This is a genomic window from Paenibacillus sp. FSL H7-0735 (assembly GCF_038008505.1).
Classification (GTDB): domain Bacteria; phylum Bacillota; class Bacilli; order Paenibacillales; family Paenibacillaceae; genus Paenibacillus_AQ; species Paenibacillus_AQ odorifer.
Genome location: NZ_JBBOZH010000001.1, coordinates 236726 through 255022, shown reverse-complemented (window position 1 = coordinate 255022; position 18297 = coordinate 236726). Strand labels below are relative to the sequence as shown.

Annotated in this window: 16 protein-coding genes, 1 tRNA gene and 1 other RNA gene; 2 read left to right on the top strand and 16 right to left on the bottom strand. The window is 45.0% G+C overall.

What is annotated here, in order from left to right:
* Positions 1 to 192: 192 nt before the first annotated feature.
* From NSS82_RS01245 to NSS82_RS01185, 13 genes are all read right to left on the bottom strand, one after another.
* On the bottom strand, positions 193 to 558 hold the full coding sequence (locus tag NSS82_RS01245; RefSeq protein WP_036687158.1) for a hypothetical protein: 366 nt from the start codon (positions 556 to 558) through the stop codon (positions 193 to 195).
* 257 nt (positions 559 to 815) lie between these two features.
* The gene (locus NSS82_RS01240) at positions 816 to 956 is read right to left on the bottom strand and encodes a hypothetical protein (protein ID WP_169744730.1); all 141 of its coding nucleotides are present in this window, start codon (positions 954 to 956) and stop codon (positions 816 to 818) included.
* A gap of 7 nt (positions 957 to 963) precedes the next feature.
* Positions 964 to 1326, bottom strand: a complete 363-nt coding sequence (locus NSS82_RS01235) for a hypothetical protein (RefSeq protein ID WP_076105206.1) — start codon at positions 1324 to 1326, stop codon at positions 964 to 966.
* Positions 1327 to 1624: 298 nt separating this feature from the next.
* Positions 1625 to 1989: a transfer-messenger RNA gene (gene ssrA / locus NSS82_RS01230) on the bottom strand.
* 201 nt (positions 1990 to 2190) lie between these two features.
* Positions 2191 to 2670, bottom strand: a complete 480-nt coding sequence (gene smpB / locus NSS82_RS01225; RefSeq protein WP_036687155.1) for an SsrA-binding protein SmpB — start codon at positions 2668 to 2670, stop codon at positions 2191 to 2193.
* Positions 2671 to 3375: 705 nt separating this feature from the next.
* Positions 3376 to 6243 (bottom strand): ribonuclease R, encoded by a 2868-nt coding sequence (rnr, locus tag NSS82_RS01220; protein WP_340962144.1) that lies wholly within the window; start codon positions 6241 to 6243, stop codon positions 3376 to 3378.
* 354 nt (positions 6244 to 6597) lie between these two features.
* A complete protein-coding gene (secG, locus tag NSS82_RS01215) occupies positions 6598 to 6831 on the bottom strand; it encodes a preprotein translocase subunit SecG (RefSeq protein WP_036687153.1) in 234 nt (77 codons plus the stop codon).
* Between the two features lie 231 nt (positions 6832 to 7062).
* On the bottom strand, positions 7063 to 8349 hold the full coding sequence (gene eno, locus NSS82_RS01210; RefSeq protein ID WP_036687130.1) for a phosphopyruvate hydratase: 1287 nt from the start codon (positions 8347 to 8349) through the stop codon (positions 7063 to 7065).
* A 73-nt stretch (positions 8350 to 8422) separates the two neighbouring features.
* Positions 8423 to 9967 carry a 2,3-bisphosphoglycerate-independent phosphoglycerate mutase gene (gene gpmI, locus NSS82_RS01205; protein WP_076101073.1) on the bottom strand — a complete coding sequence of 515 codons (1545 nt, stop codon included), beginning with the start codon at positions 9965 to 9967 and terminating at the stop codon, positions 8423 to 8425.
* Position 9968: 1 nt separating this feature from the next.
* Positions 9969 to 10721, bottom strand: coding sequence for a triose-phosphate isomerase (gene tpiA, locus NSS82_RS01200; RefSeq protein WP_036687124.1), 753 nt, complete (start codon positions 10719 to 10721; stop codon positions 9969 to 9971).
* Between the two features lie 26 nt (positions 10722 to 10747).
* Positions 10748 to 11929: a phosphoglycerate kinase gene (locus NSS82_RS01195; protein ID WP_036687122.1), complete on the bottom strand. Its 1182-nt coding sequence runs from the start codon at positions 11927 to 11929 to the stop codon at positions 10748 to 10750.
* 116 nt (positions 11930 to 12045) lie between these two features.
* Positions 12046 to 13056, bottom strand: coding sequence for a type I glyceraldehyde-3-phosphate dehydrogenase (gap, locus tag NSS82_RS01190; protein WP_036687120.1), 1011 nt, complete (start codon positions 13054 to 13056; stop codon positions 12046 to 12048).
* Positions 13057 to 13171: 115 nt separating this feature from the next.
* On the bottom strand, positions 13172 to 14224 hold the full coding sequence (locus NSS82_RS01185) for a sugar-binding transcriptional regulator (protein WP_036687118.1): 1053 nt from the start codon (positions 14222 to 14224) through the stop codon (positions 13172 to 13174).
* 268 nt (positions 14225 to 14492) lie between these two features.
* Here NSS82_RS01185 and NSS82_RS01180 point away from each other — a divergent pair.
* Positions 14493 to 14567 (top strand) — tRNA-Arg (locus NSS82_RS01180).
* A gap of 193 nt (positions 14568 to 14760) precedes the next feature.
* Positions 14761 to 15357 (top strand): ATP-dependent Clp endopeptidase proteolytic subunit ClpP, encoded by a 597-nt coding sequence (clpP, locus tag NSS82_RS01175; protein ID WP_036687113.1) that lies wholly within the window; start codon positions 14761 to 14763, stop codon positions 15355 to 15357.
* Positions 15358 to 15446: 89 nt separating this feature from the next.
* On the opposite strand, the gene NSS82_RS01170 is transcribed toward clpP, so the two are convergent.
* The 3 genes from NSS82_RS01170 to NSS82_RS01160 all read right to left on the bottom strand — a co-directional run bounded on the left by NSS82_RS01170 (position 15447) and on the right by NSS82_RS01160 (position 18182).
* Positions 15447 to 16085, bottom strand: coding sequence for a GDSL-type esterase/lipase family protein (locus NSS82_RS01170; protein ID WP_036687110.1), 639 nt, complete (start codon positions 16083 to 16085; stop codon positions 15447 to 15449).
* Between the two features lie 111 nt (positions 16086 to 16196).
* On the bottom strand, positions 16197 to 17300 hold the full coding sequence (locus tag NSS82_RS01165; protein WP_076272820.1) for a PdaC/SigV domain-containing protein: 1104 nt from the start codon (positions 17298 to 17300) through the stop codon (positions 16197 to 16199).
* Between the two features lie 126 nt (positions 17301 to 17426).
* Positions 17427 to 18182 carry an SIMPL domain-containing protein gene (locus NSS82_RS01160; protein ID WP_036687108.1) on the bottom strand — a complete coding sequence of 252 codons (756 nt, stop codon included), beginning with the start codon at positions 18180 to 18182 and terminating at the stop codon, positions 17427 to 17429.
* Between the last annotated feature and the right edge of the window lie 115 nt (positions 18183 to 18297).

The window sequence follows — 18297 nt, the reverse complement described above, 5'->3', positions numbered from 1 at the left end:
TGCAATTATATAAGTTAATCCTGAATATATCGGTTTTTAACAGCGTTTCTTCAATATTCAGAAAGTACCCTTGGCGCTACAGATGATGGCTGGATCCAAGCAACAATTATGACCACCAACCACGACGTTGAATGAAGAACGATGAACCTTATGTATACTACCAGAAGGTTTACTAAAGTTTTTTTATAGTTGCTAATTCCCTGCAGAATCAAGATACGCTTCAGCTTCTTCTATCGATTCGTACAAGTTTGCAATATCTTTAAACATACGATTCATTTGCGTTTTGTAGAAAGCTGTAGGCGCAACATACACCCATTTGTGTTTTGTAGAGATTCCAGCTTTCACAGCATCTTCACCAGTTGGAGCAAGAATCGCCATCACTTCTTGCTTAAATACCAGGCCACCAGTGATTACAGTCATACCTGTAAACCCTCGCTTAGTTTTCTTTAGTACCTTCGGAAATTGTTCTGCGTACGCAAAGGCATCCTCAACTTCCATACCGTCCGATGTTACAATAATTCTGTTTTTGTTTTTAACATAATCAATAGTAAAACTCATAATAGTAATTCCTCCGAATATTTTTGCTTTTGAGTGCTTAATGCCATAATCTAATCTTATATCAGTTCGAGCTCTTATAGATGTAGTTTCGGAAAATGTGCCACTAATTATTAACTTCAAAGTGAATGATCTAATTTTAGATGTAGACAACATGTCTACAAAAATGAATATATTAGTTCCCCATAATTCATTGTCTGCATTCGGTCTACAATTCAATCACTAAACAGCAAAAAACCGCTATCTCAGCGGGTTTTTGTTTATGGAGCAAGGGAAGCCGAACCCCTGTCCGAAGATAACAGCACATAAGCTTCTACGAATGTAGTTACAGTTTTGATGTCACAAAATTCATGACTCCCGCCAGAAAATTGTTTACGGTGTAGTTGTAATTCTAAACTCAAAACTGTGCTATAGCGAAAAATCGGTAACACCCTTTTTATAGGAAAATTTAAGACTATATGTTTCTTCTTTTCCATAGGGCATTGTAGCAATTTTAATACGAGTATAATCAAGCCTGCTATCTTTTAACACTCTCTTTATCAAGGCTATACTTCGTTCTTCTTCCGTAATGATACAAAATATATTAAGAGCATATTTTTTCGGGTCGGAAATGCATTTACCCATATCAAAGCCATCAACACAACCTAAGTTAGTATCTACTAGAGATATGTCCAGGTATTCCATGACTTTATCTCTTAACCAGTTATCACGTTGGCTTCCTTTTTCACTTTTTAGAGGATACTGTACTACTAACCAAAATTTCTCACTCATTCATAATCACCAGCCAATGAAGAGATTTATTATAATAATTATAACAAAGAAACTTTGCAAAAGGGTACCGTTAACCATAGTATGGGAACCATCCTCATGCGGATGGTATTCGTGGTGGTAGAGAAATCTTTTGCAGTTTAAAAATATGCATACCAAACATTCCGAGACCACATAGTAGACATGATAAACCACAAGTACACATTTGAGGAATTGGCTGAAATCATTAAAAGGCATTGCCTAACTTTAATTATGAGGATACAAAAAAGCGACCCCTAAAGGTCGCTTTTTCTAAAACTCCATATGGAGCCGAGGGGAGTCGAACCCCTGTCCGAAGATAACGGCACATAAGCTTCTACGAGTGTAGTCACAGTTTTGATGTCACCCGAGTATCGCCCCGTAACCGGCTATACGTTGGGTCAGCCTGATTGTCTTCTTCAGCTCACCGCAGGCGGAGATGAGACAGCGTATCCCACTATTTGTTAGCCCCTATCCCTGTCACATGGGCGATGCAGAGTAGAAGCACGCACACAGTTTCTTAGGCTGCGAAAGCGTAGTTGTTTTGTTGTTTGCCGTTTAATAGGCTTTAGCGTTGATGAAGCGGACGCGTCCCCACTACTCGCTACTCATGCTCGAACTACCCCCGTCGAATCCAAGAACGGCCCCTCATTAAAAAGGGCGCTTCGGATCAAGCGGATCTTCCAAGCAAGAGAGATCCAATCTACAGCTTCTTATTCAAGAAAACTGTAACGAAGCAATAACTAACTTACTTACTCAGTATAGCACATTTATCAACACTTTAACACGTGGGTTAAAGGAATTGAAGGTTGAAACTGGAACTCATTTGAATCGTCTAGTTCTCCCAGATTATCTGGCGATCTTTTGCTTATCACGCAGTACACGCTGGATATCACGTTGAGCATCTCGCTTGGCAGCCGAGTCACGTTTGTCATACTCTTTTTTACCTTTACCAAGACCAATCAGCAGCTTCGCATAGCCATTCCGCACATAAATCTTAAGTGGCACAATCGTAAACCCATCTCGCTTGGACAAGCCCAGCAGTTTATGAATTTGCTCCTTATGCATTAACAATTTACGTGTGCGTGTGGGATCGGTAGGATTGGCACGGTTACCTTGTTCAAAAGGGCTGATATGCATGTTGTGAATCTGAATCTCGCCATTACGGATCGTAGCAAAAGCATCTCCAATATTAGCGCGGCCATTACGCAGCGACTTGATCTCTGTACCCGTCAGCACCAAGCCAGCTTCATAAGTATCCTCGATAAAATAATCATGGGAAGCTTTCTTGTTCTGGGCAAGTACTTTCCCGTCTGCTTTTTTACCCATGAGAATCACTCCTTGAATCATATTCATAAGTTAAAGTAACCATGTCTGTCTAATCTTAAACGACACAGCCATCGAACGTCTGATCTATATTGTAACAAATGGAATCAAATGAGCGCAAGGAACCTTCAACCAAATATACTTCACCTAATTTGTCATAGAGTTGTCAGTAACATTACCCAATATCTAGCATTTGTTACAAAAAAGCATTAAGCTGAGTTGATCTGGAGTTTTTCCACTAATCTCCACATATCTATATCCATCTACCCTATTTACTTATTACCTATTTGTTCTCAATTATCCGCTTCCCTCTTCTTGGATATACATCTATTCGACGCCTATTCAAATAGTGCTGCTTTTACCTATACTGTGCAATCCTATACTGTACCTATCCTATCCTCTACCTATTCACTTGCTATCACCTACGTTTTTCTATATAAATGTATTTCGTGCAACTATTTAAGCCTTATCACCGCCAAAAAACTAATTAGTTGCACTTTCTGCAGCTAAAAAAGCGAAATCAGACCAATTATGGGTAACTGATCAGATTTAGATGTACAAAATGCAATTAGCCACCACTTTTACTACATAACCCAAATTTAACTGCACATAATGCAATTAACCAAGTTGATTATTAGTTAAAAAGCACCGCCACAGGAGGGACGGTGCTTAGTATCGTTATAGAGTTATGCAGCGCATAACCGTCATTTATTTCTTTTTACGCTTACGTGGTGCTCCTTCTGGAGCGCCGCCATTATTGTCACTTCGTTTAGAAGTGACTTGCTCAGATGTCTCTACGTTGCCTGGTGTCACGGACTGGCCGATGAACACCCCGCCCTTGGTTTTCTTTTTGCGGCGGCCTTTGCCTGTAGGAGCGCCGTTACGGCCTTCTCCACCGCCAAAGTTACCCCCGCGATCCTCGCGGCTGCGGAACTTCGTGCTGCCGTCCACGCCCCGCGCTTCGCCGCCGGAGGAGTCGGACGCAGGAGCGCCGTATCCGCCTTTGCCGGAGCCAAAGCCGAAGCTGATGCCGCGTCCACCACCGGCACCGCCGGTGTCTCCGCCGCGGCCTCGCCCGCCGCTGCGCTCACGCGGCGCGCCTGTGTTGCCGCCGGCTTCGCCTCCGCGCTCTGCGCCCGGCGCAGCAACTACCCGGCTCGCATCCTCGCCGGCCTCGCGCCCGCGCTTCCGCTTACCGCGTCCGCCCGCTGCGCCAACACCGGCCGCTTCGCGCGGTCCATCACCGGCGCGCACACCTGCGCCCGGCTTGCCCTTGCCCACGCCTGCAGCAGCGCCGCCCGGCTTGCCTTTACCGCCGCGTCCCTTGCCCGCGGCGCCTTTGCCCCCGGCCGGCTTAATGAAGCTGCCGCCCGAGCGGCCGCCCTTGCCTCCGCGGCCGCCCGCAAAGCCACCGCCGCGGTGCTCACCAGGCGCGCGTGGCTTCATGTCGACCAACTCGAAATCGATCGTGTGGTCATCCATATTTACTTTGGCGACTCGGATCTTCACCTCGTCACCAATGCGGAACACACGCGATGTGCGCTCGCCAATGAGCGCCATATGACCTTCGTCGAAGTGATAATAATCGTCGCTCATTGCACTGAGACGAATAAGACCTTCGACGGTATTATCCAGCTCGATGAACATTCCGAAGCTGGTCACACTGCTGACCATAGCCTCGAATTCCTCGCCTACTTTATCCTGCATGTATTCTGCTTTCTTCAGTTGCTCCGTATCGCGTTCAGCTTCTACCGCCACACGCTCGCGTTCCGAAGACTGCTGAGCAATGTCAGGCATCCGGCTAGACAAATAATCATGCCGCTTCTGGGTCAGTGCCCCTCCATTCTCAATCACTTCACGCATTACGCGGTGAATGACCAGATCGGGGTACCGGCGAATTGGAGAAGTAAAGTGAGAATAATATTCCGCAGCCAGTCCGAAATGGCCCGTGCTCTCTGCATCATACTTTGCCTGCTTCATGGAACGCAGCATCATCGTACTGATGACCGTTTGTTCCTTTGTGCCTTGAATTTGCTCCAACAGATCCTGCAAAGCACGTGGATGAACCGAATTGCCACGGCCCTTCACGTGATATCCGAAGTTGGCCGCAAAAGCCATGAAATTCTGCAGCTTCTCTGGGTCTGGATCTTCGTGAATCCGGTAAAGGAACGGAACCTTCAACCAGTGGAAATGCTCAGCAACTGTTTCATTTGCCGCCAGCATAAACTCCTCGATAATCTGTTCCGCTACAGAACGTTCACGCTTCACGATATCTACAGCCTTGCCGTTCTCATCCACGATGATTTTGCTCTCTTCAAAATCAAAATCAACCGCACCCCGGCGCATCCGCGCATCGCGCAGCTTCATCGCCAATTCCTTCATGAGGCGGAAATCGTCAATCAGTGGACTATAACGTTCCAACAGCTCTGGATCTTCGTCTTCGAGAATTTTACGAACATTGGAGTAAGTCATTCTCTCTTTGGTGCGAATCACGCTCGTAAAGACATCGTGCTTCACAACCTTCATTTGCTCGTTAAATTCCATTTCACAGGACATTGTTAACCGGTCTACCTGAGGATTCAAGCTGCAAATCCCGTTCGATAGGCGGTGCGGCAGCATCGGAATAACCCGGTCTACCAAATACACACTACAACCGCGGTCATAGGCTTCTTTATCCAGCTCAGAGCCTTCACGCACATAATAACCTACGTCTGCTATATGGACGCCCAGCTTGTAATGTCCATTCTCCAAGCGCTGTACGTTTACCGCATCATCCAAATCCTTAGCATCTTCGCCATCAATCGTAACAATGTTCAGTCCGCGCAGGTCGCGTCTCCCTTGCTCCGCAATCTCCTCTTCTGTAATTGAATCAGGAGCGCTATCGGCTTCATCCATCACTTCAGCTGGAAATGCCTCAGGCAATTGATGTTTGCGGATAATGGAAAGAATATCAACACCCGGATCATCCTTATGTCCGAGAATCTCAATAATTTCACCTTCTGCCGCTGCTCGGCCTTCCGGATAACTCACAATACGCACAACGACCTTTTGACCATCAACAGCACCTTTAAAGGATTGTTTCGGAATAAAAATATCACGATTAATCCGCTTATCATCAGGCAGCACAAAACCATAGGTCTCCAGGTTCTGAAATACACCTACCGTCTGCAACACGCCACGTTTTACAATACGTACTACTTCGCCTTCCATACGTCCGCCGGACGGACTTTTAGAGGTAATACGAATCAGAACGATATCGCCATTCATAGCTCCCTTAAGATCATTTGCATGGATATATACGTCAGGATGATCACGATCATCCGGGATTAGAAAAGCAAAACCCTTCGCATGTGCTTGTAAACGTCCACGCAGCAAATCCATCCGTTCTGGCACGCCATAACGTGCAGTACGGGTTAATACAATTCTTCCATCCTGCTCTAATTCAATCAGCAGTTCCTCGAACTTTTTAAACCCCTCGCTATCCTCTAGAGCAAAATGACTCACCAGCTCTTCATAAGTCATTGGTTTATATGCAGTTTCCCGCATGAAATCGAGTAATATTTCTTGTGTTATCATGTTCGTCACCCCAGCCCTCCGCGGCTTCAAGCCGCTGGCAAATATGTATATCTTGTCCTGCCCTGCAGTAATGCCAAGTAAATTTTACCTTTACTACTTCATACCCTAGTATACACGAAATCAATCCTGCGCATCCCTGTTACTGTCATCCAAAGGTTAACACAGTACAAAATTTCCTTTAAATGCTGAAATACATCCATGCCGACTTCAGGTTTACTTCCTATCGATCCAGCCTTTTTCTTTGCGAATATGAAAAGAAAAGCACCCTTAGGTGCTTTTTAACTCCTTTTAATATAACAAAAAAGCCTCCGCTCTATTCCATTTAGAACAGAGCGAGGGCTTACGGTAGATCTTTTAGTCGATTAGAACTGCAGCTAGAATCGCCATGATAAAGAAACCAGCAGCAAGTCCAACAGTTACACGTTGTAGTACGAGCTCCATACCACGAGCTTTTGTTTTACCAAAGAGATGCTCAGCACCGCCAGAGATGGCACCGGAAAGACCCGCGCTTTTCCCCTTTTGCAGAAGAACGACCGCAATAAGACCGACGGAAAAAATCAGGAGCACAACTTTCAAAAAGATATCCATTCACTTCCACCTCCTACGCCTAAGCATCACTATCTATGGTAATTTAGGTTATCACGATACATAAACAGTATTCTTATTTTATCATAGCGCTGTCGGTAATACAACAGCTTAGACTGTTAAGTCGTAGCTTTTCTTGCAAGATAAGGATAAACCTATTGAAGTCTATCTTCTTCAAATCATAAAAAAGACCCGCCATAACGGCGGGTCTTAGAAGTCTGCTATAAAAGCAGATTATCTTTTGAGGTTGTAGAAGGATTTCAGGCCGTTGTATTGAGCCAATTCACCCAACTCATCTTCGATGCGAAGCAATTGGTTGTATTTAGCAACACGGTCTGTACGGGAAGGAGCACCTGTTTTGATTTGACCAGCATTAGTCGCAACAGCGATGTCAGCGATTGTGCTATCTTCGGATTCACCGGAACGGTGGGAGATAACTGCTGTGTAACCAGCACGTTTAGCCATTTCGATAGCATCAAAAGTTTCAGTCAATGTACCAATTTGGTTAACCTTAACCAAGATGGAGTTACCGATACCTTTTTCGATACCTGTTGCAAGACGCTCAGTGTTAGTTACGAACAAGTCGTCACCAACCAATTGGACTTTGTCGCCCAATTTTTCAGTAAGCAATTTCCAGCCATCCCAGTCGTCTTCGGACATACCGTCTTCGATTGTGATGATAGGATATTTTTCAACCCATGAAGCAAGAAGGTCAACATACTCAGCGGAAGTGTAAGATTTACCTTCGCCAGCAAGGGTGTATTTACCGTCTTTGTAGAACTCAGTGGAAGCAACGTCCATACCCAAGAATACGTCAACACCTGGTTTGTAACCAGCTTTTTCAATAGCTTCGATGATTGTAGTGATTGCTTCTTCATTCGAACCAAGGTTCGGTGCGAAACCACCTTCGTCACCAACAGCTGTGTTCAGGCCTTTGGATTGAAGTACGGATTTCAAGTTGTGGAAGATTTCAGCACCTGTGCGAAGAGCTTCTTTGAAGCTTGGAGCTCCTACAGGAAGAACCATGAACTCTTGAACGTCGATGTTGTTATCCGCATGCTCACCACCATTGATGATGTTCATCATTGGTACTGGAAGAGTTTTAGCGTTGAATCCGCCCAGGTATACGTACAAAGGAATATCCAAAGCTGCTGCAGCTGCACGAGCTACTGCCATGGATACAGCTAGGATTGCGTTAGCGCCCAATTTACCTTTGTTAGGAGTTCCGTCCAAAGTAATCATCAATTTGTCGATGCCCACTTGGTCAAGAGCGTCCATACCGATAACTTCTGGAGCGATGATTTCATTTACGTTCTCAACAGCTTTCAGAACGCCTTTACCCATGTAACGGGATTTGTCGCCATCACGAAGTTCTACAGCTTCGTGAGCACCAGTGGAAGCGCCGGAAGGAACGATAGCGCGGCCTTTAGCACCGGATTCCAGATAAACGTCAACCTCTACTGTAGGGTTACCACGGGAGTCAAGGACTTCGCGAGCATATACATCAGAAATAATAGTCATGTAAGTTAATCTCCTTTTAACATTGTTTTGGTCTTACTTGTATAGCTTAAAATCAAAGGCGTTATACCTTACCTTACTTACGGCTAGCAATCATGGATTGTCCGGTCATTTCCGCAGGTTGAGGAAGTCCCATCAAATCTAGGATTGTTGGTGCTACGTCTGCAAGAATACCGGATTCACGCAATACAACATTCTCAGTAGTCACGATGAACGGAACAGGATTGGTTGTATGAGCTGTGAACGGGCGACCGTTCTCGTCAAATACCATATCTGCATTACCATGGTCAGCGATAATAATGGCAACGCCACCTTTGGCAACAACCGCATCCACTACTTTACCCACACACTCATCCGTCACTTCTACAGCCTTGATTGTTGGTTCCAGCATGCCGGAGTGTCCAACCATATCAGGATTGGCAAAGTTAAGAATGATAGCATCCTGTCTTTCCGCTTCGATTTCCGCTACGCAGGCTGCAGCCACTTCGTATGCGCTCATCTCAGGTTGAAGATCATAGGTTGCCACTTTAGGAGAGTTGATTAAGATCCGGGTTTCACCAGGAAGCTCCTCGTCACGTCCACCGCTGAAGAAGAAGGTTACATGCGGATATTTTTCAGTTTCCGCGATGCGCAGTTGCTTCTTGTTTTGTTGAACAAGCACTTCACCCAATGTGTTATCCAGGTTCTTCGGTGAGTAGGCTACATAACCTTGTACCGTTTCGCTGAAAGTAGTTAGGCATACGAAGTGCAGGTTTTGCGGGAACAAAGGACCACGGTCGAAACCGCGGAAATCTTGATTCGTGAACACTTGTGACAATTGAATAGCACGGTCAGGACGGAAGTTGAGGAACACGACGGAATCGCCGCTCTCTACTGCCGTTACAGGTTTGCCTTCACTGTCTACAATTACACTAGGTTCAACGAATTCATCAAATACCGAGTTTTCATAAGATGAAGTGATGGCTTGCACAGCATCCGTGTATTTAGGACCTTCACCATAAACCATAGCACGGTAGGCTTTCTCTACACGTTCCCAACGTTTATCACGATCCATTGCGTAATAACGTCCGGACACCGTTGCAATTGTACCCACGCCAATCTCTTCGATTTTAGCTACTAGATCTTGGACAAACTTCTTCCCACTATCAGGAGCTACGTCACGGCCGTCCATAAAAGCATGGATATACACTTCATGCATATCTTCTTTTTTAGCCAGGTCAAGCATAGCAAACAGGTGGTTAATATGGCTATGTACCCCTCCGTCGGATACAAGCGCATATAGGTGAAGCTTTTTGCCAGTGTTCTTAGCATTTCTCACTGCACTAACCAGGGTTTCGTTATCGAAGAACTCGCCCTCGCGGATCGATTTATCGATACGAGTCAAATCCTGATAAACGATCCGGCCTGCACCAATATTCAAATGCCCTACTTCGGAGTTGCCCATTTGCCCTTCCGGAAGGCCTACAGCTTCACCGCAAGCAGTGAGTGTAGTGTTAGGATATTGTTTCAGGTAACGGTCATAGTTAGGTTTGTTGGCTTGAGCAACGGCATTACCTTCTGTCGTTCCACGCAAACCAAAACCATCCATGATGATCAAAGCTACGGGTTTTGGAGCTGACATCTTACTTCGCCCCCTCAACCAATTGAACGAAGGAATCCGGTTGTAAGCTGGCACCGCCAACAAGCGCACCATCGATGTCGCTTTGGCCCATGTACTCAGTTACATTCTCAGGCTTCACGCTGCCGCCGTATTGAATACGAACAGCTTCAGCTGTTGCTGCATCATACAGATCTTTTACAAGACTGCGGATGTAAGCAATAACTTCGTTAGCATCTTGGGAAGTGGAAGATTTACCTGTGCCAATAGCCCAGATAGGTTCGTATGCAATAACAACTTTTGCTGCTTGCTCGGCACTAAGACCTTGGAATGCAGCTTCAGTTTGTACTTTACATACTGCTTTAGTTTGATCAGCTTCACGCTCTTCGAGCTTTTCGCCAACACATACGATAGGAGTAATTCCGTGACGGAATGCAGCATGCATTTTCTTATTCACGATTTCATCCGTTTCGCCAAAATAAGCACGACGCTCAGAGTGGCCAATGATAACATAGTCCACACCAAGATCACTTAGCATTACACCACTGATCTCGCCTGTGTAAGCACCGTTATCTTCAAAGTGTAGGTTTTGTGCACCAATCTTGATGTTAGTACCTTTTGCAGCTGCTACAAGTGCAGGCAGGTTAGTAAATGGAGCGCAGATTACAGTCTCAACGCCTTCTACTTCTGCTTTGCCTTTAATTTCAGCAATAAAGCTTTCTGCTTCAGGAACTGTTTTGAACATTTTCCAGTTACCTGCAATAATAGGTGTTCTCATGACTTATGTTGCCTCCTTCTTAGGTCTTACTTATCGTTCAGTGCTTCTACGCCAGGAAGCGCCTTGCCTTCCATGAACTCAAGGGATGCACCGCCACCAGTGGAGATATGATCCATTTGATCAGCCAGGTGGAATTTCTCTGCTGCTGCTGCGGAATCTCCGCCACCAATAACAGTGTAACCTTCAGTAGTTGCACAAGCTTTTGCTACTGCAAGTGTACCTTCAGCGAATTTATCGATTTCGAATACGCCCATAGGTCCATTCCAGACAACCAGCTTGGAGTTCTTGATAATATCGGCATAAAGTTCACGAGTCTTAGGTCCGATATCAAGTCCTTCCCAACCTTCTGGGATTTCATTGTAATCAACGATCTTAGTGTTAGCGTCAGCACCAAATTTATCAGCAACAACAACATCAACAGGAAGCATGAAGTTTTTACCAAGTGCTTTTGCTTTTTCGATGAATCCAAGAGCAACGTCAAGTTTGTCGTTGTCTACTAGTGATTTACCGATTTCAAAGCCTTGTGCTTTAGTGAATGTATAAGACAATCCACCGCCGATCAGGACGTTATCAGCCAAAGACAACAAGTTATCAATAACATCAATCTTGTCTTTAACTTTCGAACCACCGATGATCGCAGTGAAAGGACGTTCTGGGTTAGAAAGAGCTTTACCAAGAACGGACAATTCTTTCTCCATCAAAAGACCGGATACAGCCGGTAGGAAATGAGCGATACCTTCTGTCGATGCATGTGCACGGTGAGCCGCGCCAAACGCATCATTAACAAACAAATCAGCCAGTTCAGCGAATTGTTTAGCCAGTTCAGGATCGTTTTTCTCTTCACCTGGGTAGAAGCGAACATTCTCAAGTACAAGTACGTCGCCTTCGCCTAGCTCAGCGATTTTTGCTTTTACAGCTTCGCCAATTGCTTCGTCAGCTTTAGCTACTGGTTTGCCAAGAAGCTCGGACAGACGTTCAGCAGCAGTAGTCAAACGCATGGAATCTACGAATTCGCCTTTAGGACGACCCATATGACTCGCAAGAATGATCTTTGCACCGTTCTCGATCAAATATTTAATGGTTGGAAGTGTTTCGCGAATACGAGTATCATCAGTAATTTTACCGTCTTCTACAGGTACGTTGAAATCCACGCGTACAAATACGCGCTTACCCTTTACTTCTACATCACGGACGCTTTTTTTGTTCATGATTAATTCCTCCACACCCAAAATTGTTTCTAGCAGGAAACAAGAAATACATTTAGAAAGAGCGGAAACAAGGAATTTCTGTTTCCGCTCTATAGATGTTGCTTATATCAAGTCAATTACTTAGCGATTTTAGCGAATTTCTCCAAAGTACGAACCAATTGTGCAGTGTAGGACATTTCATTGTCATACCAAGCAACAGTTTTAACCAGTTGTTTGTCGCCAACAGTCAATACTTTAGTTTGTGTAGCATCGAACAGGGATCCGAAAGTCATACCTTTGATGTCAGAAGATACGATTTCATCTTCAGTGTAACCATAAGTGTCTGGATCGGAAGCTGCTTTCATTGCTGCGTTGATTTCTTCAACAGTAACGCTCTTATCAAGAACAGTTACAAGCTCAGTCAGGGAACCAGTTGCAACTGGAACACGTTGAGCTGCACCATCCAATTTACCTTTAAGTTCTGGAATAACCAGACCGATTGCTTTAGCAGCACCAGTAGTGTTAGGAATGATGTTCTCAGCTGCTGCACGAGCGCGTCTGAAGTCACCTTTAGCATGTGGAGCATCCAAAGTGTTTTGGTCGCCAGTGTAAGCATGAATTGTAGTCATCAAGCCTTCAACGATACCGAACTTGTCGTTCAGTACTTTTGCCATTGGAGCTAGGCAGTTAGTTGTGCAAGATGCGCCGGAAATAACAGTCTCAGTACCATCAAGAATGTCATCGTTAACGTTGTAAACGACAGTTTTCATGTCGCCAGTAGCTGGAGCGGAGATAACTACTTTCTTAGCTCCACCTTTCAAGTGTTTTTCAGCTGCTTCTTTAGTTGTGAAGAAACCTGTGCACTCAAGTACGATATCAACGCCTAGGTCGCCCCATGGCAATTCTTCAGGGTTGCGGTTAGCAAGAACCTTAACTTCTTTACCATTGACTTTGAAGAAGCCATCATGCACTTCAACATCACCTTGGAATTTACCTTGAGTTGTATCATATTTAAGCAAATGAGCAAGCATCTTAGCGTCAGTCAAGTCGTTGATTGCTACCACTTCGATACCTTCTACATTTTGAATACGGCGGAAAGCAAGGCGTCCAATACGTCCAAAACCGTTAATTCCAACTTTTACACTCATTGAATAGTTCCTCCTAGAATTCGTTTTATTTATTCAAAACAGACGGTGAGGTCTGTCATGACAACAATGTTAAGTATGATGCAAGAAGTATGTTGTATTGCCTGCAATCTAAAAACTACGAAGATAGCTGTAGTTGATTGTCAATTTCCTTGCCTATTTCTACTGCGGCAGCCTCGTCCGTGACGAGAATATTCTCCTGCCCGAAACGCAGCATGGCATGAATGGCTTTGGCCTTGGGTTTGCCTCCTGCAATACCGATGACTTTCTCTGTCCGAATAATATCTTCTAGACGTAGACCCATCGTAAGCATGGTATGGACAACCTGACCCTCTTCATTGAAATAATAGCCAAAAGATTCGGCCACTGCCCCTTCACCCTGGATTTCCGAGACTGTAGCCTCGTCCAGTTTGCGGCGGCGGGTCATTTCAATGGCATCCCCAATCCCATGTACAATAATACGCGAACTGCGGATGGTTTGTACAATCTCTCCAATATTAGAGTCAAGTGCCAACGATTGGTATGCATCCCCACTAAGCAAATCAGGGACATGCAACAACCGGTAGTTGGCTCCAACCCGCTTTGCCATTGTTGAGGCAATCGTGTTGGCTTGAATCTCCATACTCTCTCCTAATCCTCCACGCGCCGGAACAAACCAAGCGTTCTTATAGGAAAGGGACAACGGCGGTGTCAGTTGATCAGCCATATCGGCAAGCGTCGATCCACCTGTGACGGCAACTGTATCATCTGCGCGAAGTATACTCAGCAGCGCTTTCGCACCCGCCCGGCCAAGCTCTCGTTTGGTGAACGGCGATGACTCACAATCACCCGGTACTACAATAACTTTATCCAGACCATACGTTGCTCGAATTTTCTCTTCCAGCTCATCCAGACCAAATAGGCTCTTAACAACCGGCTCTAGCAAATCAAGCAGTCTACGTCCAGCAGCGCTAATGCGCATGCCAACACTCTCGATCTCAATAAGCCCTTGCGATTTCAGAAGATCCGTCTCGGCACGCAGTACCCGCTCAGTCATATCTAGCGAAGCGGCTAGCGTTCTGCGCCCAATAATATCGGACAGCATGATCTGATGAAGAATCGTGTACCGTCTCTTAAGGGTTTCCATGAGATCAGGCAGAAGCTGCTTTTGGATATCTAATAAATTACGCATACTTTCACTCCTGCAACTTCGTCTTCCTCTATTCCCTTGTTCATGGTCTCAAAACGTCCCGGGTAAACTTTTTAAGTCCCACCCATATTCTAACCAAATATTGCTCGAAGCGCAAGTCTTCCGAGAGTAGAATTCTCAAGCACTTGTCTTCTTATACATTAATAAGGTCAGAAAAAGATATAGCGCCCGATGCCTGCCCCTAGAGCGCTTGTCCAGTATTAATATTACATTGCAATTGTGTAAAAATTGTATTATAATCATTTTTGTTGCGCCCGTGGTCCAATGGATATGACGTAGGCCTCCGAAGCCTGAGATCCAAGTTCGATTCTTGGCGGGCGCGCCATTAATTTCATTTTTGCACATAATTTAGTAGTGCCTATACTACTACTTAACCAAAGAGCCGCTTGTCGGCTCTTTTTTTTGAATATAAGTTTGACTTTCTTTGACTTTTTGTTTGAATTTGTTTATCATGTGGGTAATACGGCAAGAGTAAAAATGAATACATTTGAAGAACCAATATCAAGGAGGTTTTCCACGTGAGTTATATTCCTATGGTAGTAGAACAGAGCAACCGCGGCGAGCGCGCTTATGACATCTATTCCCGCCTGCTGAAGGACCGCATCATTTTCCTTGGAACGGAGGTTAATGACGTGGTAGCCAATTCTATCATCGCACAAATGCTGTTCTTGGCTGCCGAAGATCCTGACAAGGACATTCACCTTTACGTGAATAGCCCAGGCGGTTCCATTACTGCAGGTATGGCTATTTTTGATACAATGCAGTACATTAAACCAGACGTTTCCACCATCTGTGTGGGTATGGCAGCTTCCATGGGAGCTTTCCTGCTAAACGCTGGCGCCAAAGGCAAACGCTTCGCACTGCCTAACAGCGAGATCATGATCCACCAGCCTCTGGGTGGTGCTCAAGGTCAAGCAACGGACATTGAAATCCGTGCCCGCCGCATCCTCAAATTGCGCGATAAGCTGAACCGTATTCTAGCAGAACGTACGGGTCAACCTCTAGAACGTATTGAGAAGGATACAGATCGCGACTACTTCATGACTGCTGCAGACGCGGCTGAATATGGTATCGTAGATAAAGTAATCGAGAAGACATTGCCTAGCGGTGTGTAAGCTATAAAGTAAAAATATAAAGAGGCTGTGCTCTAACCATAACGGATAGGGCACAGCCTCTTTATATTTTATAGAAGACCTAAATCCAATCAATTCAGCCCGCCATAACCTAGTGCATCCAGCTTCTCGGCAATTACGCGATAACCCCGGCCATTCGGATGCAAATGATCAATGGATAACAGCCCTCTCTCATTTCCTGCGAACTCACTGTAAATCGAAGCAAATCCACAGACTCGGCTGCTGTACTGTGCTGCGTATTGATTAAACTGTCTGACCCACTCTGTCGCACCAACCACCTGAGGATAGGGATTATATAATCCCACAATTCTAATGATAAAAGGTCTACGCGTCCTCGCCTTCAATTGTATAAGGATATTCATAATTGCAGAGAAATTTTGTTTGCATTCCTGAAGCGATCTGCGCAGTTCTGCGGATAAGTTCCCTTGCTGTCTTGCTGCTGATTTGGCCGCGTGAATCAAATCATTACCACCGATAGACACAGTGATGATATCGGCTTCTCGAACGGCCTCACGCATCATGGAATTTCCGCGCAGCCGCTGCTCCAGCTCTGAAGTAGTCATTCCGTTCACGCCTAAATTCGTAGAGGCTACAGTAGTCCGCAGTCTCCCTTCTGCCATTCTACGGTACACCGGAACAAAACCGTTACCTGGCAGAGCACCAAATCCAGTCGTCAAGGAATCGCCAATTGCAGTATATTGGTAGCCCATAGCTCTCCCCCGTTCATAAACTAGTTACTCCCTTTAGCATATGAACTAGAGACAACTCCGGTAAGGGGGAGATGCCTTGTGCTGACATTAGCGGAGACGAGGTATCTCCATTTATTTCATGCCAGCAAACGGGCTGCTGTCATCCGGCAAAAGCTCTTTGAAACTAAAGGTATACTCAGGGAAGCCTGCAGCATACGCTGTGTACTCATATAATTGGAAGAACAGAACAACCTTGTCATCCTTCAGATAGAAATATTTCTCCGTATTCAATCCGTTGAATCCTCCCAAATAACTATCCTCTGCCTTCAGCAGCTTGCTCAGCTTAGCATTCAGCTGTTTTTTGTAGTTTGGATTAGCTCCAAACAGGTCGCCCAACAATAGACGTTTACCATCTTTAAGCGAGAAGGTGAATGCCTCACGGTTAGTCATTCCATGAGCGCCGCCCGTATCGCTATACTGATGCATCACTATGCTGATCACACCATTCTGATTGTAGGTCACTACATAACCTGAATCATAGGTGTATTTGGGCTCTGCTCCATCTCGATCGGAGATATCCTGTTCTGCACCCGCCGCGAATTTCATAACACTTTCCTTCAAAGTATTATTAATAGCTTGTTGCGCACTGGAATTGCCCAATCCACTGATCTTCGGATAATCAAGCTGAATAAAAGCTTCTGTCCGATCTTTAGCATAAGTTTCCGTGGTTACCGTCAGCGCGTTCTGCGGTCTGTTCACCACATTCAGCTTACTGGCGGCCCGACTCCAATCTACCTTATAACCCATATAATCATTTAACAAACCTGATGGAACGTAGAGGCGATTATTAATTAACTTCCCTTCATACTCTCGAATGAAATAGTTATTCACCCACACAGAAGTACCGTAACTGGATAACATCAACTTCGCCTTGGCCGATCCTTTTCCAATCATGTATGCATTTTCCTTCTTATCATACGCAAGCGGTAATCCCAACACATCTCGCATAAAAGTTATGGGAATCCAGGCCTGTCCTTCCTTCAAAATACCTTCCTGTAACGAATTTATCCCGTTTGCCTTTAAAACGATACGCGAATCAATAGCTTTATTCTCCGTTTTACTAGCTGCTGCATAACCCGTTTCGCTGGGCAGCAGACCTCCACCAAACAATAAACCTGCCGACATCAGACCTATGCCCCATTTGCGTACTGATTCTTTTGAAATAATATTCATCATCTTATTTTTCCTCTCCTTTCCAATTTATTAAACAGAATCGTAGAGAACTTACACAAAAAAAGAGGCGCCCCCCACTATTACTAGTGGAAGATCACCTCTCCTCTCTGCATTCACCTTGTTCTGATACTATTTCAATTCATACATTACGCTTAGCTGAGTTGTAACTTTAACTACTCCGGGTTGCACGGATGTGCTTGCACCAGCATCTGCTGCAGCCATATTCATTTTTAGATTCTGTTCAAAATAAACCGGAGTGACATCGCCATCATTTTGGCTGACCGTGATCACTTGACCCAAGCTGCGTTTAGCTGCCTTAGCAATAGCCCCTGCTTTAACATCTGCATTCGCCATCGCTTTTTCAATCACCTGAGCTTCAAATGCAGAAGTATCTTCCACAGAAAAACGTGCATTTCCGATATTATTCGCCCCTGCCGCAGATGCAGCGTCCAGCAATTCACCAACCTTGGTCAGATCTCTATAAGACACTAACAGCGTATGATTGGCGTTGTACCCCTTCACTTGCTGTCCTTCTTTTTCGCTGTAACTATAATTGGGTTGCACATAAAACTGCGTGCTTTGAATATCTTTATCTGCAATTTTCCAAGTATTCTTCAGTAAAGTCATAATCTTCTGAATTTTAGCGGCATTGGTCTTCTGCGCTTCTTGCGCAGTTGTGGCCGTAGTATCCACACCGATGGTCAAGTATACGATATCCGGCTTGAGGGACAATTCGCCTTTACCTACTACACTAACGACATTTTTCTGCACTTCATCTGCGTAAGCCTTTGCAGGACCTTGGAAAACACCACTCATGCTGATCCCTCCAATTAACAAGCTCCCTACGATCATCACTGAACCAATTTTCTTCAATAAACCTTTCATATTTGCCAGCCCCTTTCATTTCTTGTGATTTGTTATTATCCTCTAGACGAGTCATTTTGGTAAATGTTGCACGTCTCAATCTATTTTTTGGTATTAAAAAAAGCCCCGAAGGGCT